At 42.9% G+C, this 24510-nt stretch carries 28 protein-coding genes and 1 pseudogene; 3 read left to right on the top strand and 26 right to left on the bottom strand.

What is annotated here, in order from left to right:
- Positions 1–56 precede the first annotated feature (56 nt).
- The 25 genes from C4S61_RS05760 to C4S61_RS05640 all read right to left on the bottom strand — a co-directional run bounded on the left by C4S61_RS05760 (position 57) and on the right by C4S61_RS05640 (position 20723).
- Complete coding sequence (locus C4S61_RS05760; RefSeq protein ID WP_103923824.1) at positions 57–1178, bottom strand: hypothetical protein; 1122 nt, start codon at positions 1176–1178, stop codon at positions 57–59.
- 39 nt (positions 1179–1217) lie between these two features.
- On the bottom strand, positions 1218–1883 hold the full coding sequence (locus C4S61_RS05755) for a hypothetical protein (RefSeq protein ID WP_103923823.1): 666 nt from the start codon (positions 1881–1883) through the stop codon (positions 1218–1220).
- Positions 1861–2787 carry a DUF4099 domain-containing protein gene (locus C4S61_RS05750; protein WP_103923822.1) on the bottom strand — a complete coding sequence of 309 codons (927 nt, stop codon included), beginning with the start codon at positions 2785–2787 and terminating at the stop codon, positions 1861–1863. The genes C4S61_RS05755 and C4S61_RS05750 overlap by 23 nt, the downstream gene beginning before the upstream one ends.
- A gap of 10 nt (positions 2788–2797) precedes the next feature.
- Positions 2798–3427, bottom strand: a complete 630-nt coding sequence (locus tag C4S61_RS05745; protein ID WP_103923821.1) for a M23 family metallopeptidase — start codon at positions 3425–3427, stop codon at positions 2798–2800.
- A gap of 11 nt (positions 3428–3438) precedes the next feature.
- Positions 3439–5430 (bottom strand): type IV secretory system conjugative DNA transfer family protein, encoded by a 1992-nt coding sequence (locus C4S61_RS05740; RefSeq protein ID WP_103923820.1) that lies wholly within the window; start codon positions 5428–5430, stop codon positions 3439–3441.
- 42 nt (positions 5431–5472) lie between these two features.
- Positions 5473–6309: a conjugative transposon protein TraN gene (gene traN / locus C4S61_RS05735; RefSeq protein WP_103923819.1), complete on the bottom strand. Its 837-nt coding sequence runs from the start codon at positions 6307–6309 to the stop codon at positions 5473–5475.
- 6 nt (positions 6310–6315) lie between these two features.
- Positions 6316–7539, bottom strand: a complete 1224-nt coding sequence (traM, locus tag C4S61_RS05730) for a conjugative transposon protein TraM (RefSeq protein ID WP_103923818.1) — start codon at positions 7537–7539, stop codon at positions 6316–6318.
- Positions 7529–7960, bottom strand: coding sequence for a hypothetical protein (locus C4S61_RS05725; protein WP_103923817.1), 432 nt, complete (start codon positions 7958–7960; stop codon positions 7529–7531). Before C4S61_RS05725 ends, traM begins: the two co-directional genes overlap by 11 nt.
- Positions 7938–8546, bottom strand: a complete 609-nt coding sequence (gene traK, locus C4S61_RS05720) for a conjugative transposon protein TraK (protein WP_103923816.1) — start codon at positions 8544–8546, stop codon at positions 7938–7940. Before traK ends, C4S61_RS05725 begins: the two co-directional genes overlap by 23 nt.
- A gap of 2 nt (positions 8547–8548) precedes the next feature.
- Entirely contained in the window at positions 8549–9703 is a 1155-nt protein-coding gene (locus C4S61_RS05715; protein WP_103923815.1) for a plasmid transfer protein, read from the bottom strand.
- A gap of 78 nt (positions 9704–9781) precedes the next feature.
- Complete coding sequence (locus C4S61_RS05710; RefSeq protein ID WP_103923814.1) at positions 9782–10570, bottom strand: hypothetical protein; 789 nt, start codon at positions 10568–10570, stop codon at positions 9782–9784.
- Entirely contained in the window at positions 10567–11229 is a 663-nt protein-coding gene (locus C4S61_RS05705) for a hypothetical protein (protein WP_103923813.1), read from the bottom strand. Before C4S61_RS05705 ends, C4S61_RS05710 begins: the two co-directional genes overlap by 4 nt.
- Positions 11226–11879, bottom strand: a complete 654-nt coding sequence (locus C4S61_RS05700; protein ID WP_103923812.1) for a hypothetical protein — start codon at positions 11877–11879, stop codon at positions 11226–11228. The genes C4S61_RS05705 and C4S61_RS05700 overlap by 4 nt, the downstream gene beginning before the upstream one ends.
- Positions 11876–12538 (bottom strand): hypothetical protein, encoded by a 663-nt coding sequence (locus C4S61_RS05695; protein WP_103923811.1) that lies wholly within the window; start codon positions 12536–12538, stop codon positions 11876–11878. Before C4S61_RS05695 ends, C4S61_RS05700 begins: the two co-directional genes overlap by 4 nt.
- Before the next feature lie 11 nt (positions 12539–12549).
- Positions 12550–15042: a TraG family conjugative transposon ATPase gene (locus C4S61_RS05690; protein ID WP_103923810.1), complete on the bottom strand. Its 2493-nt coding sequence runs from the start codon at positions 15040–15042 to the stop codon at positions 12550–12552.
- Between the two features lie 2 nt (positions 15043–15044).
- Complete coding sequence (locus tag C4S61_RS05685) at positions 15045–15326, bottom strand: DUF4133 domain-containing protein (RefSeq protein ID WP_077353341.1); 282 nt, start codon at positions 15324–15326, stop codon at positions 15045–15047.
- A complete protein-coding gene (locus tag C4S61_RS05680; RefSeq protein WP_103923809.1) occupies positions 15326–15631 on the bottom strand; it encodes a DUF4134 domain-containing protein in 306 nt (101 codons plus the stop codon). Before C4S61_RS05680 ends, C4S61_RS05685 begins: the two co-directional genes overlap by 1 nt.
- A gap of 57 nt (positions 15632–15688) precedes the next feature.
- Positions 15689–16018: a DUF4134 family protein gene (locus tag C4S61_RS05675; protein ID WP_103923808.1), complete on the bottom strand. Its 330-nt coding sequence runs from the start codon at positions 16016–16018 to the stop codon at positions 15689–15691.
- Positions 16015–16407, bottom strand: coding sequence for a hypothetical protein (locus tag C4S61_RS05670; RefSeq protein ID WP_103923807.1), 393 nt, complete (start codon positions 16405–16407; stop codon positions 16015–16017). The genes C4S61_RS05675 and C4S61_RS05670 overlap by 4 nt, the downstream gene beginning before the upstream one ends.
- A gap of 2 nt (positions 16408–16409) precedes the next feature.
- On the bottom strand, positions 16410–16754 hold the full coding sequence (locus C4S61_RS05665; protein ID WP_103923806.1) for a hypothetical protein: 345 nt from the start codon (positions 16752–16754) through the stop codon (positions 16410–16412).
- Positions 16755–16756: 2 nt separating this feature from the next.
- Entirely contained in the window at positions 16757–17383 is a 627-nt protein-coding gene (locus C4S61_RS05660; protein ID WP_103923948.1) for a ParA family protein, read from the bottom strand.
- Positions 17384–17393: 10 nt separating this feature from the next.
- A complete protein-coding gene (locus C4S61_RS05655; RefSeq protein ID WP_103923805.1) occupies positions 17394–18722 on the bottom strand; it encodes a relaxase/mobilization nuclease domain-containing protein in 1329 nt (442 codons plus the stop codon).
- Positions 18719–19084: a plasmid mobilization protein gene (locus tag C4S61_RS05650; RefSeq protein WP_103923804.1), complete on the bottom strand. Its 366-nt coding sequence runs from the start codon at positions 19082–19084 to the stop codon at positions 18719–18721. The genes C4S61_RS05655 and C4S61_RS05650 overlap by 4 nt, the downstream gene beginning before the upstream one ends.
- A 152-nt stretch (positions 19085–19236) precedes the next feature.
- The gene (locus tag C4S61_RS22555; RefSeq protein ID WP_103923803.1) at positions 19237–20157 is read right to left on the bottom strand and encodes a helix-turn-helix domain-containing protein; all 921 of its coding nucleotides are present in this window, start codon (positions 20155–20157) and stop codon (positions 19237–19239) included.
- Positions 20154–20723 (bottom strand): GNAT family N-acetyltransferase, encoded by a 570-nt coding sequence (locus C4S61_RS05640; RefSeq protein WP_103923802.1) that lies wholly within the window; start codon positions 20721–20723, stop codon positions 20154–20156. Before C4S61_RS05640 ends, C4S61_RS22555 begins: the two co-directional genes overlap by 4 nt.
- A gap of 689 nt (positions 20724–21412) precedes the next feature.
- Here C4S61_RS05640 and C4S61_RS05635 point away from each other — a divergent pair.
- The 3 genes from C4S61_RS05635 to C4S61_RS05625 all read left to right on the top strand — a co-directional run bounded on the left by C4S61_RS05635 (position 21413) and on the right by C4S61_RS05625 (position 22912).
- On the top strand, positions 21413–21820 hold the full coding sequence (locus tag C4S61_RS05635; RefSeq protein WP_103923801.1) for a helix-turn-helix domain-containing protein: 408 nt from the start codon (positions 21413–21415) through the stop codon (positions 21818–21820).
- A gap of 68 nt (positions 21821–21888) precedes the next feature.
- The gene (locus C4S61_RS05630) at positions 21889–22635 is read left to right on the top strand and encodes a ParA family protein (protein ID WP_103923800.1); all 747 of its coding nucleotides are present in this window, start codon (positions 21889–21891) and stop codon (positions 22633–22635) included.
- 7 nt (positions 22636–22642) lie between these two features.
- The gene (locus C4S61_RS05625) at positions 22643–22912 is read left to right on the top strand and encodes a hypothetical protein (RefSeq protein ID WP_014773269.1); all 270 of its coding nucleotides are present in this window, start codon (positions 22643–22645) and stop codon (positions 22910–22912) included.
- A gap of 260 nt (positions 22913–23172) precedes the next feature.
- Here the strand turns inward: C4S61_RS05625 and C4S61_RS05620 are convergent.
- Positions 23173–24387, bottom strand: a pseudogene (locus tag C4S61_RS05620) (IS256 family transposase).
- Between the last annotated feature and the right edge of the window lie 123 nt (positions 24388–24510).

Here is a 24510-nt window from a genome sequence, read left to right as displayed (position 1 = left end):
GCCTTTTCTATAAAAGAGTTAGGTAAAGCGACTAGGATTGGTTCGCTTAACCACCCTCACCTACCCATTTCCTGAGACAGTGAAGGTAAAACGTTCAATTTCTTGAAATCCATGTCATAAAACTGGATTTTCTTAAACTGAGGATCGGCCTCAATCAATACCGGCTGCCCGGTCTCCAAAGTAGCCATTTGGATATTTCCACGACCTAAACTTGAAATAAGCATTTCCTTTTCCTGAGGAGTTACCAGCTCATTGATCGGGAATCTGCCAAGTTCAGATTCCAGGTTGAAGCCATAGTTCTGATAGAATTTCTTGAAGCCATAATTTCCATCCTCGGTCTTTTGATCAAAATCCAATTTGATCCAAATGTTCTCATTTCGCTTCGGAGCTTCGACCGACACTTCATTGCCCTCTCGATCAAACTCAAAAATTTTATGGGACTTAGACTCATGCAGAATCTTGAAGCCTTTGATATCCTGCTCAGGATTAGCATTTTTTAGAAGGGCCTCCTTTGCATCCAAGGCCAGGTTTAAGTTGTCATAAAGATGATGGGATGTTTCATGCTGATTGGTTGATCTATCAAAGTAGGAATAGGAAAGAAATACTTTGCCTTCAGGCATGGATGAAAAGTCTTTGCCGGTTGCTCCATCATAGGATCTCAACAGGTAGCCCTTTGCATAGAGATCGTATGAACCGTGAACATTGATCTTATTCTTCACATTTTCGGCGATGATCTTGGAAGCCTCTTCAGTGCTGGATACTATCATTTCCTTCCCTCTTATTCCCGCATCGTCAATAAAGCTCAAAGTAAACTTGTCGATTAGGATGGCCTTCTTCAAAACAGAAGCTCCTCTGAGCAAATTATAGGCTTCCTTTGCCGTCACGTCATTCCCCTTTCCATACGAAAATGTATTCTGGATCTGATCGTTAAGAGTGACTTTTACGCTATCCAGAAAATAATGGTAGGGCTTCGAAGATCTCAAGAAATTCAGCTCATAATTAACCTTGTCTTTTCCCAGGCTGCCATCCTTTTGCCTAGCACTAAAATCGGCTGAAACTCCGATTTTAAATAACTCCTGTCGCTCAGAAACTTTAGCTTCCAGGGCGGCATTTAACGAAGTGCCAAAGCCAAGGAATTTCAGGTTCTTTTTAAGGAATTCAAGATTATTATTCTCCATAATTTAGAGTGGCCAGCGTTTAAATATAGCAAAACCGTATTAATTGAAATTTTCCCAACTCATCTGATTAAGCTGATAAAAGGACTTTACTCCCTTTTGCTTAGGTTTAAAAGTTCGGATAGTTTGCTTCACCCCAAGGGAGATGCAATAGGTTCGCAGGGAAAAGGTGAATATCGATTCAACCGAACTCTTGGCTTTTTTGGAATTTTTAAGGTGAACCAAATCGCTATACAGATAATAAGTACAGTCATGATCGTGAATTAAATCCTGGATTTTACAATCCATCACCCGACCCAAAATCGAGGAGCTGAAAACGGTATTGATCTTGGCCTTTTTTGAAATCTTCTTGAAAGCTTGATTCAACAAGCTCAAGTCAAACTCAGCCCCGATGATCAAGAAGCCAGCTTCATCAAATGAGATTCTGGATTTGAACTGATTGGCAAAACAGATCAGGGAAGCATAGGAATCAGAGACAAAAATTGTCCGCGAATCTTCTGAAAGATTAAGGACAGAAATTCCTCTGGAAGCCTGCTTATTCCGGTAAAGGCTCAGTATTTCACAATCCACTTTTCCGCCTTGCTCATCAAAAAAATCGAAAACGATCTGGCCCGTTTGATCCTGATGGGCAAACTTGGAAAACAGACCTTGGATAGCCTTATCCACCCCTTTGTAGCTCAAAATATCAAAGGTCTCTGTCAAAGCCATTTTCTTGTCCGAAGCGTTTTCTTGGGTTCTTTCCTTCCTCCGTATCGATGCTGTTTAGCCGCTTGATGACATTGATATCGAATTCATCCCTAATCGCTTTTGGGAGTGAGGAATCTGCCGAAATCTTGGAGTATTCCTCCTTGATGTTGTTCAAATCACGGATTGCATCCCTGTCATTTGGGTTTCGGGAAATTCGTCGCTCTGCTTGTTTTTGAACCTCCTTGATGGCTTGAAGGTATCCTTCGCTATACGCTTTATTCTCCTGGCTCTCCTTTCCTAGCAATTTCTGAACACCGGTGATCAATAGGTAGGACAAGCCCCCATCAATCAAAACTGAAAGGACTAACCCGGATTTATTTGATCTGAGTCCCTTAGGAGCAGATGGCGAAAGTTGAAATGCTGTCCCATCTGCCAACAGCACCGTTTCCCCTTCCTTGTATGTCTTCTTTTGGTGTGGATCGAGTTCTTGCCCATTAACCGATTGAGGAGCTTTGATGTCTCGGGGATTGTAGGAGAGAAATTGTTTGGTTCGCTGATCGTACTCGATAATGTCGGTCTGAATGTTTCCTTCTTTGTCCACATAGCTTTTTTTGATGTTGGCCAATTCTTTCCGGACCAGCTGATTCCGCTCAGAGTCATTCAAACTGGGATGTCGGTTCGGTTCCATGTAAACCGGATCAATCCGCAAGGCAGGATTCCCATCTTCTCCCCTAACTATCGAAAGTCTAGCCGGTAATTTATCGATGTAAATATCCTTCCCTTTCAGATCGGTCAATTCCACGATATCAGTCATTCCGCCATTTTTCAGGGCGTTGACTTCTTTTTCAGGAATGGTAAATTTTCCGTTTTTGATGACTCCAAAAATCTCCAAATCCTTCATCGGTAATCCATTTTGGCTTTTCATAGTGCTTACTTTATGGTTTTGATAAATAAGTTATTGCCTCTTCTTTAGTCGATAGTTTTGAAATCAATTGAATGAATAAGATTGGATTGACATATTCCTTTCCCTTTTTAATACTCAAGTGCAGATGATCGCCAGTAGCTCTTCCTGTACTTCCGGAAATTCCCAGGATCGTACCCGGTAAGACGCGCTCGCCATTTGTTACAAAGGACTGAGAAAGGTGAGCGTAAGTCGATTCATACTTGCCGTGTTGGACTTTGACAAAAATTCCCAAAAGCGAATCATTGCCCACCGACACAACCATTCCATTAAGCATGGAAAGCACCTTTGAACGCTTGGTTTTCAAATCGATTCCCCGATGAAATTTCGTTTCCCCGGAAAATGGATCGGAGCGGTAGCCAAACTTTGAAGTCAGGAAAAAATACTCCAAGGGAAGGGAAGCCAACACAAGTTCCTCCCCTTTTTCCATGGGTAGTTCTCCTTGGGACAACGAATGAATTTCAGTTCTCTCCGCCTCTTGCTTCAATTCAGCCAGCTTGATCACGTTCACGGAAGTCAATTCCTTTCGAAATTCAATGGAATTGAATTGAGGAAATGCCTGGTGAGCGACAAAAAGAAGTATAATCGATAGGTTCCTTTGCATGATTTCAAGGCTTAATCTAGGATTGCCATTTCCCGGTGCTTTTCAATAATCTCGGTAACCTGAAAATGGATTTTCTCAAAGTGCTTGGTCAGGATCTCTTCTTTCTTGCCTTTGAAATCATAGAATTTCGGAGTGCTTCGATAGGAGTTTTCCTCCTGCTTGATCTCCCTCATATCCAAATTGACCCGACAATGAACATTGGATGTTTTGTATTTCCCGTCAAACTGAGTTCCTTCTGTGGCGATAATTCCAGCAATCTCCCCGGTGTGCATAGACGCTATTTTACCCGCAGGAATCAGCGGATCATATCGCTCACTATACGAAATCGAGGTTTTATCCCGATCAATCGAAACACTCTGCCCCAATTGCTTTCGCTTTCCAAACATCATCTCTAACCAGGAAAGCGTATCCTTATGGCGAACTGAACCACAAAGGACATTTCCGATCACCGAGGTCATGGTCGAAGCTGTTTCCTTTCCCTGAAGCTGGTTTAACTGGGGCAGCTCCTGAAGGCCGAGTAAAACCGCTACTTTATTACTCCGGGCAGTTGAAATCAGGTTTTCGATTTTATGGATATAAAAAGTCGGCGCTTCATCCGCTATCAAGGCGGTCGGAAGATTCCCTTTGGTATTTATCAATCGGGTTAGCCGGTTGATAATGACCGAATAGCAGGTTCCTGTGATACTCTGCGTTTCGGTACTATTGGCAAGGACTAGAATGGATGGGCTATTGGGATCTGAGATTTTGAGGTCGAAATCATCCCCGCTGAATACCCAGGCGGTTTCTTTGGTATTCAGTCTGGAAAGGAAAATCTTCAAGGTACCGACCTGCCCTTCCAGCTGTTTGTAAACCTTCTTTTCAAAGGCACTTCGGAAGGGAGATACCATGGATCTGAGTTCGGGATATTTCGTCAGACAGTTAAAAATATCCTCATAGTCCCTGTTGAGAAAATCCAGCACATGGGCGAAGGTGGAATATTTGCCTTCCTCATATCGAGACACAAAAAAGATACAGGCGGAGAGAAAGTTGATGGCGGATTGCTCGAAAAACTTGTCTGCTCCTCCGGACGAATCAGATTTTTGAAGGGATTGAAAAATAGCCTCTGCTGTTTCCGAAGCATTGGCCACCGTCTTCAAATACCTTCTGTTGATCGGATTAATCCTCCTGGAATATTCTACCTCGTCCAGATTGATGACATGGAATTTGAAATTTAGGTTTTTCTTCTTGTCCTGTGCTTTGAGATAGTGGAAGTAGGCAATCTGAGCCAAGTCAGGAAACTTGAAATCATAAAGGCACATTGTAAATCCCTTGCCTATCATCTGACGGATAAAAGGATTAATCACCCCGAAAGACTTACCGGAACCTGGGGTTCCAATCACAAAAGTCCCTCTAAATGGATTGACCAAGTTGATCCATCCTTTCCGGACTTTTCCCCTGAAATAGAACTTCATGGGGATGTTGACGGAATAGGGATTTTCGATTTTTTTGGTGTCTTGCATGAAGGACTCCCCTTCGATATTCCATTCATCCTTTCCCAGTCCCGATTTGATCAATTTCGACACATTGTCCAATGAGGTATGGATCAAAACAGCCCCTATAAATAAACAAAGGCTGTACCCGAGGTCTTGAATGGAAGTGAGATCCATCACCAAAAATGAATCTTCCAGCGAGTAGAGATAGATCGAACCAAAGAATAGCATCAACCCGATGGCCAAGGGAAAAATGATCTGATTTTTCGGGTTTAAATCCAGGTTCTTTCTCGATACTGTACCGATGGCTGAAAGGCAAATCGCTATCAAAATGGCCAATTTGCCAAGAAGCACATTACTGTAAATCTTCAGGTTTTGCAGCTTTTCGAAAAGGGGAAAAAGAAACCTTCCCACCCCATCCATGGCCAACAACTGTGGGGCATAGACAAACATCATAATGTCCAAAAACACCATCAGGTAAACAATGAATTGAAAGGTCGCGTGAAGGCTTTTTAATTCTCTTTTCTCATTCATAGCATGGACTTAATTGAGGGGAAAATCATCTTTTGGTGAAATTCATAGCGTGTCTGCTGCCAAAAGATCAGCGTACTTTATCTCCAAAGAGAGCGTTCTTCCACTGATTTGGGATTCGGAAAGCTCGATGGTGAACACCTTGGAATTGGGGAAGGTGAACTTTTTGAACACGTAGATATTGTGATATTTCTTCTCAAAGCTCTTCGGAGTGAAAAGCTGGTATTCCGGTTCTATCTCTATGGATTGGACATTGGTTGCTTTGGTGATTCGCTTGTCCTCGATCTTAAATCTCAACTGGTCCAGATCAAATTTGAGATTGGTCTTGTTCGTAAAGGAGATGTCCAAAAAGATATAATCGTCAACGGTGTAGATACTATTCACCTGACCGGTAACTCCATACTGGCTGCTTTTGGTGATGTTATCCTTCTTCTTCCCTTTAAATGCCTCTATTGAAAAATACCGAAGCTCTTGGTCGCTCAGGGGAATTTTACCGACCTCCAAGGGACTGGTATTGATAGGGAGAATTTCAATTTGAGTCTTCAGCTGTCGCTCATCATGCGCATACCATAAATCGTACTGCGCGATGAATTTCTGCCCGATAATGGTAACCACTCCCAAAGACTTATTGTAACCATTGAGGTTGGAAACACTGTCGCGGATGGCTTTTACCCGAAACACATTTTCCAATGGAATATCTCCGATCATATTGTCGGTCGAGATATCCACGTATTGGATGGGTTCGGGGGAAAGGAAGTGAAGGGAGATTTCCTCGTCGATATAGATCTTGGGAAGTTGGCTTTTCAACAGCGTACCGTTCTGCTGGGCATAGACCGAAATGGTTACCGCCCAAAGGATAAGAGTTATTATTTTCTGTGTCATGTCAAATCAGTTTTGGTTTTGGATCATTTTTCCGTTTTCCTGCAATTCGTTGGTATCGATCAGATAGACAGAAGTCCCATACTTGATATTGGCCTTGTTCTTTTTGATGGATTTGGAAACGGCTTGGGAAGTTGAGGTAAACATTCGTTGGAGGGCAGACATATACAGTTGGCTCAATTCGTCTGAGTTTGGCTGCATAGTCAGATTCATTCCTCCGGTAGTGTTTCCTCCGAGTTCTTTGGAAAATTCCCTGAAGGCACTGGCCGGAACATACAGGCCTTCCATCCCATCCACGTCATAGATGGAGAGTTTAATCGGGAAGATTCGGTCATTGATCATGACCGAAGAGATGGTCAGCTTCACTCGCTGAGCTTCATATCCGGAAATCAATGCATAGAGATAAGTTCCTCTGCCCACGATTGCATTTCCAATCAGAATATCATCTAAAAGTCGGATTCTCAATCTGGCTCCAAGAGTACCGCTCTTGATATCCTGGTCAATGATTGCTTCGATGAACTTCCCCTTTTTTTCTCTGGTGACGGTATTGAATAAGGTAGCGGACCCTTCTGACTTCTGAACCCGATAAACTGCGTTTTCGGTCTCTTTGGCTACTGGCTGGTTCTCCTTTTCTTTTAGCTGTAGCTCTTGATAAGCCGGATCATTCGCCTTGGAAATGGAGTCTATCACAGCCATCTGCGCTTTGAATAGCTCCATGGGATCTTCGTATTTGTTAGCGGGAACTTGGGTCTTTTTCCCTTCCAGCTGATTGATGGCATTCAGTAATTCTTCATCTTCCTTAGAAAAGCTTTGCTGTCTGGAAAGTTGTGGCAAAACAGATGGGATCGAATTGCCTGTTTCGGGTTTTCCGGAGTAAAGACCTGCGCTTTTTAAAGCGTTGTCGATAGAATCCAGCAGCCGTTTTTCCTCCTCGTTATACAGCGTTTTGATTTGGCTGGATTCTTCAACCTCCAGTTCCAAGCCTTTGATAGCCGTGTATCCATCATTTGCTCTTTTATAGGTTTCTCTCGAAGCATCCAGTTTGGAATCAATCGGTTTTTTCTGGATCTGTTCCGATACTTTGCCGATCTCGGATTGGATTCCACTGAGCCCCTGAACAGGCTCAGCCGGACCGTCTTTGCTGAAGGATTTATACCCGTAAAACAGCAAACACAAAAACGGGAGCATGATAATCGGCAGAATGTATTTGGGTTGTTTGAAGTCAATTTTCATGGGAGTGGTTGTTAAAATATTGCAGTTTCTCAATTGCTTTTTCCAGGTATGCGGAATCCGACTTTGAAATGGAATCCTTGTCGATAATCCGTTCTATCTCAGACTTTAACTCCGCCATTTTCGCAGCTCTCAGGGTCAAATCCTGTAATGCTGAAAATTCCCCTGACAGTTCTCCCGGAATGGCCTTCAGTTCTTTTTTGATATGTTCAGCCTGATTCTCCGGGTTAGGATTCAGCACAAAAAAGGTCAGTATGAAAGAGGCTACGATGAGAAGAAGCATGACACAAAAAATGATTTTGGCATGACGATCCATCAACCCCTTCAAATGGCCATTAACCCCTGCCATGTGAGGAAAAAGCTCATTTTTAAGTTCTTGGAAAATGGTGGTTTCCCGATCCTTAGAAGGTGTTTTTCGAAACATTGCTCAGGTCTTTATTTTCGATGGTTTTCCAATTCGTGATCAATACCCCATGGCTGTTATTCTCACTTCTCGGGATATCTATTAATTCACCTTCGGTGATAATCGATCGGGTGATCGTGGCACTTCTTCGATCTATCTTTTGCTTGCCGTAATACCGGAACCTGTTCTGAACAAGGATAATCGAATCCGTCTGGATAGAAAGCACAGAACTTGAGGAGAGAATGGAATTGAAGTAGCCCTTTTCTTTCAGGTTATTGTATTGACCGACTCCTGTCTCATCCACGAAGTACATAGCCCGACTCATTTGGTATTCGATGTGCTTATCGTCGGGAGTCAGGTTGAAAAAAAGGCTATGAAATAAGTCCACGGCTGCTTTGTACTCAGCGGGCCTATTCATTTGCATATTGGCCTGCTTGGCCAAAATGGGTATATCATTGTCCAGGATATAAATGGACTGCCTTGCGTTGGCTACCTGTTTATAGGCGTAAACCGAAACAAAGCCGCAGATAATGATTGAGGTAATCAGGCTCCCAAGGGAAAGAACCGTTGCCAATCTGATTTTCGATTCAATGTTTTGGATGATCATGGTTAGATTAGTTTAGCTCTTGAAATTGATTTTGAAGCGGAAGATCCCATCCTTCCGGCGGTGGTTGCTGCTGAGGAAATTCCTGAAGTGGAAATGATCCAAGTGGAAATCGAGGGCACGGTAGTGATGGCAATTGCGCTGACAAAAAATGCTACAATCACCAGCCCGAAACTCAAAAAGCCATTGGATGCCAGCCAAGCCATTTTTTCAAGCCGATCTGCTCCACCACCGGTTGAAAGCAAATACTCGTACTTGTCAATCTCTACCTCCAAAGCATATTGTTGGAGCCTTCCTGTTATGTAGAGAATCAAATATGCCACTCCTACATAAAGGTTGACGGAGACAAACCTTGCTATCCAGGTAGTGAACGCATCCCGAAAGGCTGGAAGAATACTCACCACCACTGAAAATGGCCCAAGTATCACCAACACCGTCGAATAGATGATCTGCAACATGAAAATGATATAGACACACACCCTTAGAATCCATATGGCCACCAATTCGATGATTTGGGTAGCGAGCAGTTGAAGGCTGGTTTGCATCCTAATCCTCATTTGGACAATAGGAGCTAGAATCTGATCGGAGAAAAATCCTTTTACCCCATCCACAATCACCATCCCCAAATCTTTATCGGATTCTTGCGCCTGTTCCGATGCCATCTCGGTCACTGCCTGATATTCCACCAGCTGATCGGCCATCTCGATCATGTAGGCCGCCCGGTCAAGTCGCAAAGCATTATTGGTGTCATTTTGGATCCCGAAAAGCGCTTCTGTTTTGGCAGCGATCAAATCGGTAGGAAAAGCTATGATCTGGCAGAAAATTGGCCACCACATCAAAAGAATCACCAACGCAAAAGGTCTTAAAAGGGGCATAATTTCAAGCTTCTTATCCCCTGCCATCATTTCGTAGCATTTGAGACTAAAAAAAATCAGCATGAAAATACAGGCCAAGGTCTGAGCATCTCTCATGAAAGGGTCGGAATGAGCAAAGCCATAATCCCTCATTTCTTCAAAGAAGGTCATCACTCCCCTGTCGTAAATGCTGTTTCCCTGCAAATAGCTTATGGTCTCCTTGTACTGGTCATGGTTGGCCGATTGAGCAAATCCGGGGATTGACAAGCCAAGGAGAATAGATAGTCCTGTGATCAGCTTCTTCATTTCATGTGATTATTAATTGATTTTCAATGGCCACATGGAATGCCCTAGATAGCCATAACCATGCGTGATGAGCCTTTCTCATGGGCATTTTAGGACTTGGGTTTGGTTAGCAATTTTCTTGGCTCTATCCTCCTCGCTTTTTGGATTTGAAAGGGTAATCTCTCCGCTGATTTTCCGCTGGTTCAGCTTTCGGAAGGCAAGCATATTGGAAGACATGTCCAGCTTGTATTGCCACTTTTTAAGGATATCTCTCATTTCAAGCATGATTCTGTGATACATCAGAATCCGTTGTCCTCTTTCCATATCCAGGCTCTTTGCAAATTCATATCGCTCCGAAAGCGAAGCCATGTTGTTTAAGTACCATTGGTAAGCCCCATGATCAGTCATGTAATGGATTACTTCCGCAGGAACACCCTGAAAAGCAGTGGCTTCAGGATTTTCCAGAGGCCTGAGCTCTCGCTTATAGTAGAATTGATAAAGAGGATCTGTCGCTGAAAAAGCTCCTGAAATGCGAGCCATTTCAGCCGTTGCCAAGTTTTTGACCGTATCTGAGTGCTGCTTGTAGTAGTTAGAAGAAATCTGCATGGCCGCTGCCAATCCCAGCCTTTGAGTCTGTTCTCCCCTTGGAGATAATGGCCTTCGGTCCAGATCCGGGTAATTGGGGTGCAAGCCCCAGGTGATATACCAAATCGGATTCGTTGGGATTCCGAGCAGTCTATTGGGTTCAGGATAGAATTTATCCTCATCCCACTGCTTATAGACCATCCGTTCCTGCTGAGCGACAATCGCTTTATCATGGATTGGAGTCTGTCCGTAGCTGTGAATACAAACAGAAAAAAGGATCAAAAATGAGAGAGTCGGCTTCATCGGGTAAGGATTTTCTGTTTGATGATGATTTCATTGATCAATCCTAAATCACGATTGATATAGGCTTGGTAAGGATTGAGGGATCGGATTATCCCATTGGTCTTGGCCCAGTAGATGCTGTTTTTTGCAGCTAGTACCAAAGCAAGAATTACCTGTAATTCCTCCTGTACCGAATCAAGAAGCTCGTCCCGGACATTGTAATTCATCAGTAGATTATCGCCCTCTTTGAGAATAAGTGATGAAACTTCCGTAGCCAGGTTGAGACTTCTGGTTTTTGCCTGGCCCGTGTACTCTTCGACAAAAAGAAAAAGGATGGGATTATCGCCAGCCAACTGGAATGCCTCTGCGGAAATGGAACTGATATCCAAGACAGTCTCAGCTATCATCCTTACCTGTATTGCATCCTTGAACCCTTCATTGATTTGGGTGAGGGAGTTGACAATCATGGTTTGAACCAGTGCCAGGCTGGATGAATTGAGAATGATATCATCAGTGTTTTGCCTGATGATATCCAAAGTTTGGTGATACCCTATTTCACTGACATTTCGTACAGCAGCGTTGGCATTGACTATCGAAAAATGCTCTTTGTCAAATACCACGGTCTGGGGATAAGATTCAACAGCCACGAAACACATGAAAAGAAAAAGGAGATTTTTCATCGGATTAGGGTTTTGGCGTTTTGAATGATTTCTTCTACCAAGGCCATTTCCGTTGCTACATACTGTAGGTAAGGATTGATTCCTCTCTTCCTTTCGAGATAGTGCTGAAGTGATTTGGAAACGGTGTAGGAAAGTCCGTTGATCTCCCTCAGCTCGTCCAGAATATGTTGGAAAAGGATTCTTCTTTCCGAAACTTTCATCTGGTTGACCACTCCGATACTTGCCGAAAGGCCAAAGAGATAATTCAAAAGTGAATAGGATCTTTCGACGAAAACCCGTTCCGACTCTACCGCAAAAAGTACTAATTCCGGATTTTGGCTACAGTAGAAAACGATTTGCTGCTGGTTATCAATAATGGAATTGACCAAGGGCTCAGCCGCAGCACCAATTCCAAAAGCATCGATGACAATGGAGAGTTTGGCAAATCGGTCCTGGACGGCTCGGTATTTCTCCTTTACAGACTTGACCAAATTGGTATTGACCTCCTCGTTGACCGAGTTCCTTCCCTGATTTCCTTTTGCCTCTTTTTGAAGGTTATATTCAGACTTGGATTCCTCGACTAGCTGGTGGAGAAGGGCCACATTGGTTTGAGCAAAACTCATCCCAAGGGTTGCCAAAAAAACGAAGGGTAAAAGCCAAAAAGATTTCATGGTTGGAGGGTTTTGGCTTTTCTGGCTATATCCTGCGCAAGCTGGATATCTACGTTGATGTACCCTTGAAAAGGATTTAGAGCCCTCACAAATCCTTTCATCTGAGCAAAATACATGGCTCGATACATGCCATAAGAGTAGGATCGCAGGATGACCATCTCAGTCAAAATCTGATTGATCAGTTTTGACCGCTCACCTGCATCCATGAGATTGTTTTCTCCTCCCTTCAACACAAATGAACTGACCTCCAAGGCCAAAGAAGTTGCCCTTTGCTGAAATAGGGTAGCATTCCGTTCGGCAAACAGGAGTAAAGCGGGATTCTCTCCGGCTAAGTCCATCACCTGGCTAAGGTCACTTGAAATCCCGGTGGCTATTCGAGCGATTTCCTGCACATTGGAAAGGTTGGTCAAAATCGAACTGACCTCAGAAAGTCCTTTGTAGATTTTGTCCTGCATCGTATTGACAATGGTCAGGTTTCCGGTAATCGCCAGCTGTCCCCGTTCAATCAAAGTCAATCGTTCATTAGTGGCATTCAGCTGAGAATTGATGACCGCAGAATGTGCCGCCGTTGCTCCTGCTACCGCTGGATCCACATAGATAGTTTGCCCTAAGGCAGATCCCGAGAGGATCAGAAATACCAGTATGTTCAAGCTTTTCATCTTTGTAATGGTTAAAAAGTGGCAGTTAGTGTTTCTCTTACCGGGGCCCCTTGCTTGTTGACCTCTCCAAAAAACTCATGGAGTGAAAGCTCAGAAGCCTTAAAATCCTCGACAAAAGCGTCCAGTCCCATTTGGTACCCTCTAAAGGCTTGGATATAGATTTCGATGGCTGATTTTTCTGGCTTTTCCGTGGTATAGGTCAGGTATTGGTACAAGGAAACTTCCACCCCATACACCTCACCGGCAGATCCTCTTCGGATATATACTTCCTTGAATCTTCCCCTGCCCTCATGATTATCCAGCTGATTGATCGTGAAGATCTTTTTCCTTTCATTTTCATTGATGGAAAGCAGGGAGGCGATTTGAGAATAATTGTCTTTGAATTTTGTCTGATCCAAAAGACAGATCGTATCCGAATTATTGATAATACTGTCTTTGACTACCGCATTTCCGATGATATCTCCCAGCTCTTGGGTTACCACTATGGCTTCCCCCCAGAATTTTCGGACTGTTTTATAGAGGTATAGAATGTAGCCTGCCATGAGCGGGGAGGCTATGGCCTTCCAAGCTTCTTCGATGATGAGTGCCTTCCGGTATTTGGTTCGGAACCTCATTTTCTGGATGAAAACATCCATGATAATGAGTGTCACAATCGGGAAAAGCACCTTGTGCTCTTTGATGCTGTCAATTTCAAAAACCACAAAAGATTCGGTAAACAAGGACTGGTCAACTTCCTCATTGAGTAGGTTTTCAAACTCACCTCCCTTGTAAAACTTCTTGAGTACAAAGCGGAATTCTTCAAGTTCAAATCCAATGCTTTCACGCTCTTTGATTTCTGGGATTTTCTCCAGGGCGAATTCATAAAAGCTGTTGAAGCAAAGCCGATCGATAGTGCTTTCCTTGGAGAAAAAAGAGGAATAGTAGGCCGAGATCGTATTGGAAATAACATCGGCTTCAACCTGAGAGACTGTTCCTTCCGCTGTCTTCCACAAGAGGGAAATCAGGGTCAGGAGATAGTCTTTCTTCTCGATGTTGTACTCTTCTTCAGTAATGGAAAAAGGGTTGGTGGTTATTGGCTTTTCCTCGGTGTAAGTGATGTATTTCCCTTGGTAGTATTGGCAAAGTCCGGAATACGAGTGGCCGGTATCGACAATGACTACATCCATCAGCCACTTAGGATTGGGCCGCTTATTCCACATGCAATACTGCTCGATCAGGGCATTCATAAAGAATGATTTCCCCGAACCGGAAGGCCCCAGTACAAACTTGTTTCGATTGTTGATCCGATTGGTTTGCATCGGCAAATCAGCGGGATCAATCTTCAAAGGGATTCCCTGTCGATCCGTAAATCGGATTTGGAATCCACTTATCTCATCCTTGTTCAGTGACTCCTTCAAGAAAAAACATAATGCAGCATCCGATGTGGTCAGGAAGTAATCGTAAACTTTCAACTCAGCGGTATTGCAGGGAAGCAGTGTCCTGAAAAGCTCCAGTTGGTTATAGGAATTTTTATTGGCCACAATGCCCTGTTGGAAAAGGGAGGATTCCACATAATTACAAGCTCCTTGGATGTGCTCCTTCTTGGCAGAAACAACCACATTGAAGTGGCAATTGACCAAAAGCTGGTTATGTCTGGCCACGTCTTCCAATAGCCTGTCGATATCTTCCACACAGATATTATTGGCTGGATCGGGTATCCCGGAATGCCGCTTTCGCTTCAATTCAAGCTTGGTAAGCGTTGATCTCTGCTCAATAATTTCAATGACCTGGTTATAAACTATGGTTTGGAAATTAGGGACATCGAAAAGGAAGGCCATATTATCAACAGGAAACCCTTTGAGGCTATCCTTATCGTTACGCTCCAAATGGGTGGTCACCTTTTCCGGTAGTTCTACTTTGTCGGTATCTACCAAAGTGATCGACCGAAAAGCTCTTTCTCCGCTTTCCACTTGGCTTTCTTCAGCAAGCAGGTTGTCCAGCACAATCTTTTCCTCGTGGAAGTTCATGCTGAGAATCCGTTTCACATATCGGTCAGTCTCAATTCTTGAGAGTGCCTCTGTCTTGATTCCTGCACGTTCAAAAAGGTCGGTCACCTTTCCCAGTGTCTGAATAAAGTCCATTACTGACTTTTGACTGTATCTGCCTTTTACCCGTTTGGTAATCACCAAAAATGTCTTCATTGAAGTATAGGGCCGCCCCTGGAAATGGTCATCATACTTTTGCTGTAGGTATTCTTTTGAGGATTTTTCGCTGTAGGTCTTTCTGGAAAAAATGTCCTGCTTTTGGATCAGATGCCCTTCACCAAGTATTTTGATCAGGTTGGTGTATAGCTGATGAAAGGAATCGTACTTGGAAGAATCCGCTGAATATTGCAGGACAGGATTGTCCAATCCAAGGATGACACCATAGTCACCCTTCAGATTGAATAGACAATGAAAACCATGGATCTGATCTTCAATCCCCAGATAGGGAAGCTTAAATTCATTCCTTTTTTTCCCAAACATGATTACTTTGATTTTAAGGATGTAGCGATCTGAAATACCCCTTTATACCTTGTTTTGCTATGCAGGCCTTTTTTCTGTTGCTGAGAGGTGATGAAAAGTCCGGTAGTCATGACTGATAGGGTAATCACCCCACCTAAAACCATACTGGTTAAGCTTCCGATTAATCCTCCTGAGACGACCGCGATAACTAAAGAAGCGACTCCCCATCCGATGTATTTTCCCTGAAAGCCCCGATATATAAGAGGCTTCTGAAGCCCCTTATATATCGGAAATTGCTTAGCCATCAGACACCGAAAAACGCTTTGATGATCACACTGACCAAGACCAAAAACAGGCAGGAGCCGCCCCATCCCATCAATTCTTTATTGATGTCTTGATCACCGGAATTCCATTTGATGTAAACTCTTACGCCTCCTATCAGCCCTACTACCGCCCCAATAACAAGACAGAGACTGGCTACGGGATCCACATAGGCGAGTAGAGACGATTCTGCTGCGACAATTCCCTGAACACCTTGGGCTCTGGCGGCTGTAGTTGCAAGCATCACAAACAATGCGCTTGAGATCATTTTTTTGGTTCTGTTGAACATGGTGTTTATAGTTTAAGTGAGAAAATATTGACTGTTGATTTTGCTTTTTTTGGGGTGTCAAATCAGTGGGACAGCATACAGTCCGCTGAGAAAAAAGCCAATAGTGGCCAAGAATAGGCAGGCTCCGAACCAACTGATGACCTGAACATCGATCTGATGTCTTCCCATTTGCCAGTTGTTGTAAACCCGAAGACCGCCAAGCAATCCTGAGACTGCGCCCACGACAAATGAGAGTCTGGAAATAGCGACATAGAAACTTTTCATATCGGTCTCGACCTCCTGAAATTTTGAAACTCCCGGAGGGGATTGGCCATAAGTCTCCGATCCCGACAAAAAGAATAAGAGGGAAAGGAGAGCACATAGGAATAGCCGATGAAGGAGCTTCATGAGAACACGACTTTCTTTTTCATTTCAATACTGCCTTCCTTGGCGAGTACAAAGAGGGAATTGAGCGTAGTCACCCCTCCTGTAGATTTGACTGGGCTGGGATCATTGATTTCAAATTCGATATCTTCTGAATCCTCCTCGCTGTTGACCCATACTTCCGTCTGGGAAGCAGATTCTGTCTTGGGCTTCACAGGATCAGGCACCGGGTCATTATCCTCAATCACCGTTGGACTTTCATCAAACTCATTGAGGTCCGTCTGGAATGTGTAGGCATTCCCTGCCGACACTTCTGAAAGTTGTGGTTTGCGCAAAACATCGAAGACGACATTTACCGCATAGTACACCACATAGAAAAGGGATAGGTATAGAAAGAAGTCTGTCCAGCTCATGGCTATAGTTTTTGTATGGATTGTTTGATTTCATTGACCAGTTCTGGATTATTTTCCAGAAAGTCCCAGCACAGGAAATTCACGAAGGAGGTCACGTCCACTCCAAAAGTGGGACTGATTAGCTTCAGTACTTCCTCCGTTCGAGCGTCCATCCGAATCAGCCTTTTGGAATCTCCGTTTACTTCAAAATTCTTGATGGCCTCTATCAGCTCATGGATTCCTTGGCTTCCGATCTTGTCAGTCTCATTACTTTTAGACTTTACCAAAGGCTTTACCTCAGGTTCAGGCAATACCAATTCTGACCTTACTCCTTGGACAAGTTTGCTTATGTAGTCCCCGTTTGCCATGGCTAATCTGCTTCTATATGGTCATCAAATAATTTGTTGAAAATGGGATCCAGGATAGGCACAAGCGATTCCGGAGTGTAGGAGGTAGTGAGTCTTTGGAAGTCTATCCGATCCGATACCGGGGAGGTCAATTCACCAAACTGGCCAAGTGCCTGATTGACGCTCTCCAAGGTTTCGTATTTGACTGATGTTTTGACTCTGTTGGGGATTAGGATAATCCGGCTTTCAGGATTCACCTTTTTGACCACGTAGCAAAATTCAAACGTGCTGGTGACGCTGTATTCATCGTAGCAAAAAGGGCAGATGATCAATTCAGACTCCTTGAGTACCGGCACCAGGTTGTCGTCATCCATTCTCCCAGCAAGATCAATCACGGTGAGAATTTTAGGATCTTGAGCAGCTCTTTTCTGGATAGACTTGAATCCTGGAATATTCGATAGCTCAACTTCATACAACTTCTCATTTTCTAAGAGGTCCGAATTGAGATACTTGTTGTAAAGTGACTGTTGAAAGTCCATATCAAAGACTTTCACCTTTCTTTTCCTTTTCTGGACGGCAAAATTTGAAAACAGCACCGCGAGCGTACTTTTTCCCACTCCACCTTTTTGGTTTGCGAATAGAATGATCATGGCTATCTTTTTATCTAGTGATTTCATTGTCTCCCTTGCGCTTTTTGCTTCTTTTCCTACCGTGCACAGCTTCATCATCGATGTCATTGGCGATTTGGAGTACAAGAACCAGGTCAAAAATCTCTTGACTCTGTATGGCTCTATGGGCTTCGCTATCTTGGAAGTATTGACTTAATGCCAGCTGCTGCTCGGCAGAAAGAATGTCACTGGCAGCGATATCTCCTTGGGCTGTTTTCAGGTAAGAATTCCCATCTCTATTCTCCAACTTCAAAGCGTGGTGTTCCAAGCCTTGCCGAACTGTCGAGAAATCATTGAGAGCAGATTGGAGCCTTACTTTTGCCTCGATCAAATCGATCGGCTTATCCTTGTTCGGTTTCTGGGATTGATAGGATTTACGTTCACCTTCCTGTTCAAAAAATCGCTGGATTGGGAATACTTCAATGCCTTTAAAAATGATCTTATTGGCATGGTCAATCAGGGAATAACCATAAGGCCTTTTTCCATCTTTGCCATGGAATACGAGCTGAACCCCAAATTTATCCCGTATAAAATCACCTAGATCCGATCGATACCCGGTTTGGTTTCCTTTTTTACCGCCGGGTTTAGGTTCAAATAGACAAGTGAGCTTAGTTTGGTAGACCTTGGAATATCTATCCAAAATCGCTTTCAGCTGTTTTGCTCGATCCTTATCCAATTGATAGGATTGGATCTTTTGGTTGAATTCTGAAACAGGAATCTGACCTTGAACTGAACCATATTTGATCAATTCTATCTGCTCACCTTTTTCCCTCACCTTGAATCCCAAGTTTTCGAGGATTAAGAATCCTTGGGCTTTGGTACTGAAGCGAAACTCCATCAAGCTATCCGCAGCTTTCACTGCTTCATGCTTGGGATTGAGTCTCATGATCTCATTGATTGCTTCTTGTGCCCTTAGCTTCTCAAATGAATCACTGATCTTTTTGCCATCCCGATCAATTCTCGATGACACAATATGAACGTGGTTATTTGCCGTATCCTTGTGAAAAACGATCAGGAAAGGGTTATTCCCATAGCCCATTTTATCTATCCATTCATGGGCGATTTCTGTCAGCTCTTCTTTGGAATACTCCCTGCCCTTGCAGCTGATCATGGCATGAAACTGCTTGTCCTTGACGAGTGCATTTCTGTTCGAATGAGTTATCAGGTAATTTTTCACCTCATTCGGCCCCACATCCTTGGTGTCCTGCAAATACCCAAAATTCCGGAGCCTAGTCAGCTCTCCCTTTTCATTTTGGGTTTTGTTCGTGTTGTAGGTCACCCCATTAAATGAACTTGCGCTGGAAAGGATTTTAACTCTCATTTGATTGCCTGATAAATCTGTTTCAAAAACTTGTTCATGAAGTCCCTATGCTCAAGATGCTTGGCCATCTGTTTGGTGTGATTCAGAAAAATCTCCGGGGAAATTTTGTCTCGATACGTATTGGCATGCTTGGCCAACTGGTTGATATTATTGTTAACCCTAGCCTGTTCGGCAACCACCTTATCAATTGCATTTAGGATTCCCTTGGTGTCAATGATCTTGATCGTTTCAGAGCTAAGCTTCATTCTGATCAAGTGACTCAAAGACACACCAAGGGACCTACTTTCCTCCTTCAATCGGGTAAAAACATCCGGCTTTAACCTGACAGATACCCAAGAGAGATTTTCTCTTTTCTCCTTCATGGCTACATGTTGATGGGGGTAAAGAATTGGATTCTCTAGGCGAAAAAAAATACCTAGAACTGCGTAAATGCGATAAATAGGCATATCTGCGTATAGAAAATCGCCTATACGCAGATATGCTTAATCAATGGGTTCGTCCCTTAAAATCTGTTTTATGAATAGGAGTTTAGGGCGTTGATCAGCTCAACTCGGTTTTTGCTGTCCGCCTTTTTAAAAATCGTCTGAAGGTGTTTGTTGACTGTTCTTTCTGAAATAAAAAGTACTTCTGCGATTTCTTTGCTAGTAAGTCCTTGGGCTACTTTCTCAACCACTTCGCACTCTCGCTTGGTAAAGCCCAATTCAGCACATCGTTGGCCGAAAAAAGTACTGGGATCAATCGGTGGCCTCTGGTCGGTATCATTGATTTTTGCAAATACCTTTCTGTTTTCGAAGATCATCTTTCGGATAAACAAAAAAGTAATGATGATAAAGCCACCATTTGTGCAAATTACTTCCACAAATTGGGAAGCATCGACATAGCTAAAAACTGGCAGCAATACCCAAGGCACCGCCGCAGAATAAGTCAAAATTGCTTCCAGTGAATTTTGAGACCCCTCAAATTTCTTTCTAATACTCAGAAAAATGATCACGATCAGATAAATCGCATAAACCAAAGGGATCGCCAATCCATACCAAATGGTTGCGGGAAGATCACCCAGTAATGGAAGCCCAATACAAAAGAAAAGCAGGAATGGAGCTATTAAGAATATCCAGACCCCAATTCGCGCATTCCACCTCAAATCATCCAGTTCGAAAACCCGATAAAAATAGTATGGAAAATATGCTCCCATTACAAACCCGGTTCCATAAGCCAAGTTGATCTGAAGATTCAATGAAATAGGGAGCTCTGGATCTGGGAACAAGCCACCTGCAATATTGTAGATGATCAACAATCCCAAAAGGATCAAATAGTATTGTCGATTCTTTTCAGCAGGATTTTGGAGATATAAAACCAACTGAGAAACAAAAAATAGCACCTCGCACACGACAAAAATAAATGTCGCCAGATGCATGTCAGTTCCAAACACTGTCATAGCAAATCCTTTTTGTAGAAGTAAAATGGAAAACCAAATTCATCGGAAGATGCATAAACTGAGAATCCGAAATTCTCATACCATCTGAAATTTCGCTCGGTGGAAGTTTCCAGGCAGACAGGTAGGTTCTTTTTCTTCGCCAACTCGAGTACAGATTTGAGAAGCATAGATCCTTCTCCTTTACCTTGGTTCTCTGGCTCTACACCGATAAACCAAACGTAAAGAAATGGCTCATTTGGTTGGACCCTTTCGATGCTTGATTCCCTTTTGAGCACCTTCGAAATTTTTGAAATTCCAATTCCCTGGAGAGCCAGTTTTAAGTCCCAAATCCATAGATTAAAAGACTTTCGCTTTCGGTTAGAATACTTGATCAAGACGCATGATTTTCCACTTTCGGAGATATACACCTCTCCGTTTTCCAGACAGTTTGCCAAACTGTACTCCATCAAAATTCTCCTGGAAGTGGCCGAATTACCAACCACAAAATCAACCGATTTATTGCCTTCAAAAGAATTCACTAAAATAGTAATGACTTTTTCTCGATCCTGTTCAATGAATTTTCTCATGGTTCAGTCAATTTAAATTTTACCGAGTTGCGAGGTTAAATCCCTCCATTTTGAATGATTCAGCAAAGAAACATCGGAATGGCAAGTGCGTGTTTGTGAAAAAAATTCGGCAGAATTTGTGTCACAAATACACAACTTGCAAGGAACACGCAAAAGGTTCCTCAACACGCTCTTTCAATTTTACATGCTGAAAAAAGCAAAGATATTTCTTCAACATTCCTCAAACCCACCACTTTCCCGCGAGGAAAAAAAGGTGCTAAAATTCATGGCCTGAGATTAAATCAAGCCCATTTTTCAAAACCAGAATGATGCTTTTATCACTTGAAAAAAGACATCGAAATATTCCTATATCTGTACATATCTATATATAGATATACAGATATGTATATATTCAGAAAACCAATAATTGCCTCACAAAATACATTTGTATGTATATATTTGCCTTAGAGGATCAAGTTATGATCTGCAAAACAGAAAAAGGACTATATTCAATTTCACAGATAACACTTTCTTGATTTAGGCTCTGAACTTAAGATATCAACTAATGAAAAGGTCTGGAAGATCATCCCAATCGAACAATCCGAAAAGACCAACGGATAATTCCTTTTGAATATATCTATTTTTAAAAATATATGGTTTTGCTATATTATTAAAAAAATTTATCGTTTAAAAATAAGAATCACTCATAAATGACTGAAAATCAACGCCTAAAAATCATCCGGAAATTCTTAAAAGAAACCCAAGCAGATTTCGGGGCTTCTTTGGGCTTGACTCAGGCAGGATATTCAGACATAGAACGAGGCAAGAACAACGTTTCTGGAAAGATTAAGATCCTCCTAAAGCGAGAACATAACATCAACCTAAGTTGGTTAGCTACGGGTGAGGGAGAAATGTTTATTACCACCATCGAGGATAGTGAAATGGACTCGGACAAACTAGGGAGCGAGCAAAACTTTTTTGACCGGCTCCAAGCAGAAATCGAAAGACTTCAAAATGAAGTGAAACGCCTAGCTGCTGAGAATAACTCATACAGTGAATTGGTGCGATCAAAGAACCTGATCATCGAGAACTTGGAAACCAGAATTAATCAAAAGTAAATACATATTTATATAAATACTTTTTTATGGAAAAATGTTTTCATATCTTTAGTTAAAACCAAAGAGCCATGAAAACAATCTCCATCATGAATCACAAGGGAGGAACTGGTAAAACCACCTCCTCCATAAACATCGGTGCTGGGCTTGCCAAAAAAGGTTTCAAAGTTTTGTTGTTGGATATCGATTCCCAAGCAAACCTGACTGAGGGACTGGGAAAAGGTGATCCTGAATTATCTGTTTATGATTCCATTCGGGAGAATAAAAAGTTACCGATCCTTAATGTCTCCGAAAACCTGGACTTGGTTCCCTCCTCCATCGATCTGTTGGGAGCTGAAATGGAGATTGTATCCAAAATTGGAAGAGAGCAAATCCTCCATAAACTCCTAAAGCCTATCCGCTCAGAATACGACTACATCATCATTGACTGCCCTCCTTCGGTTGGGTTATTGACCGTCAATGCCATGGTAGCGAGTGACACCATTTTGCTACCATTACAAGGAGAGTACTTTGCTTACAAAGGAGTGGACCGGCTTTTGGGCATAGTGAAAGAAGTCCGGGACAACCTAAACGATAAATTGGAAATCGGTGGAGTGTTTATTACCCAAATCAACCCAAACCGAATCCTGACCAAAACCATTGTGGAGAAACTCACCGAGGATCTCCAGGATAAAGTGTTCGACACCAAAATCCGAATCAACGTAGCATTGGCCGAAGCACAGCTGCAGGGACAAAGCATATTTGACTATGCACCAGACTCGAACGGAGCTAAGGATTATGAACTGCTGGTCGATGAAATTTTAAGCAAGTTAAACTGATAAAAATATGGCGAAGAAACTGAACGATCCTAGCAAGGGAAACAAAAACCTTGGCGCAAAACAAAGAGGTCTCGGAATGCTGATCAACCCTGAATCTGAGATACAACAAAAAGAAAAATCATCAAGCAAAGAGTTTGACACAGAAGATGTGAAAATCTACTCACTCCGGATTCCAACTGATATGTTCGATAAGTTAAAATATGAGATAGGTAGGGAAACCAAGGCTTCAATGAGAGATATGATTCTGACGGCGGTTGCTAAGCATTATGGGATTTAGGAAAAGGTTACTCCTTTTTGCACAATTAAAGCCACCTGAAAGGATGGCTTTGTTTCTTATGAAAGACTTTACGTTTTGCTTGATTTTAATACGGTTTTTTGAACAAAGACACGCACATGTAAAAAATTAATTTGTAGAAAAAGGCTAATCAAGCACTTCAGCCCTAATTACGTTTATACAATGTGGGAGGGGAGTGTTAGCCGAACTCTGTCCTTCCCTTCTCTTGGGGTAACCCAAGAGAAGGGAACTAAATAATTATTTTATTCCGCGTCCAAAACTAACCTCCCCTCAAATCTAATGGCAAACTGTTGGACTGTCAACCCCCAGTTATGGATAGGGGCCGTCCATTTCCGTTCGATCCTCTTTGCAGCAAGATACACCAGTTTCAGCAGTGCCATATCACTTGTGAAAGCCCCTTTTATTTTGGTGACTTTCCTAACCTGCCGGTGATAGCCTTCAACCGCGTTGGTGGTATAAATGATCTTTCTGTTGGGTTTGGTATAGGCAAAATAGGCACTAAGACGTTCCCAGTTGCTGTTCCATGAACGGACCACCACAGGGTATTTCTTCCCCCACTTTTCTTCCAGGTCCAACAGGGCAGACTCTGCCCCGTCTTTGGTATCTGCCCCATAGATAAGTTTCAGGTCAGCGGCAAGCTCCTTCTGCTCCTTACTAGCTACATACTTCAGGCTGTTGCGGATCTGGTGGACGATACAGAGCTGTACCTCAGCCTTAGGGAAAATAGAATGGATTGCTTCAGGGAATCCCGTCAGGTTATCTGTACAGGCGATCAGGATATCCTTTACCCCACGGTGCTGCAGGTCACTTAGGACCTGGAGCCAGAAGTTGGCCCCCTCACTTTCAGAAAGAAACATGCCCAACAGCTCTTTCTTCCCTTATTTGTTGATACCCAAAACATTGTACAGGGCCTTATGCCTCACCTTACCATCTTCCCGCACCTTGAAGTGCATCGCATCAAGCCATACGATACAATATACATCCTCTAAAGGACGGCTCTGCCATTCTTTCACCTTTGGGACCACCCGGTCTGTAATCCCGCTGATCACTTCGGTGGAGACCTCTGTATATACATCTCCCGGATATGGGCTGATATATCCCACATACTGCCTCCCATGCCATACAGGGCGGATCTGGTCTTCCAGACTGTCGGCTAATATGCGCTGCCTTTTTTTCACTATTTTAGGCTCAAAGCCACTTTTTCGGTCCTGTGGGGTCTCGATCGTTACTTCTCCCAGGTTACTCTTGACAATCTTGTTGCCCGTGCCGTTTCGCTTGTTGCCCGATGACCAACCATTTTCTTCATCCCGAAGATGCTCTTCCATCTCTGCGTGGAGCGCCTCTTCCAAAAACTCTTTGAGTATCGGCGCTAAGGCTCCGTCCTTTCGGAACAGGTTGTCACCTGATAAAAACTGTTTTAATACTTTTTTCTTGAATGCTGATTCTTGTTCTTTCATACTGCTCTATCTTAAAATTCAAAGCTTTAGACAGAGTTAAGATTACACACTCGATCGATAGAAATTCCATTATCGGATTTTCATACATTTTGTATTTCTTTTGTGCACTCATGTCAATGTGTT

Source organism: Algoriphagus boritolerans DSM 17298 = JCM 18970, assembly GCF_900108085.1.
Taxonomy (GTDB): Bacteria; Bacteroidota; Bacteroidia; order Cytophagales; family Cyclobacteriaceae; genus Algoriphagus; species Algoriphagus boritolerans.
The sequence above is the reverse complement of the archived record's forward strand: the minus strand, read 5'-3'. Positions and strand labels throughout refer to the sequence as shown.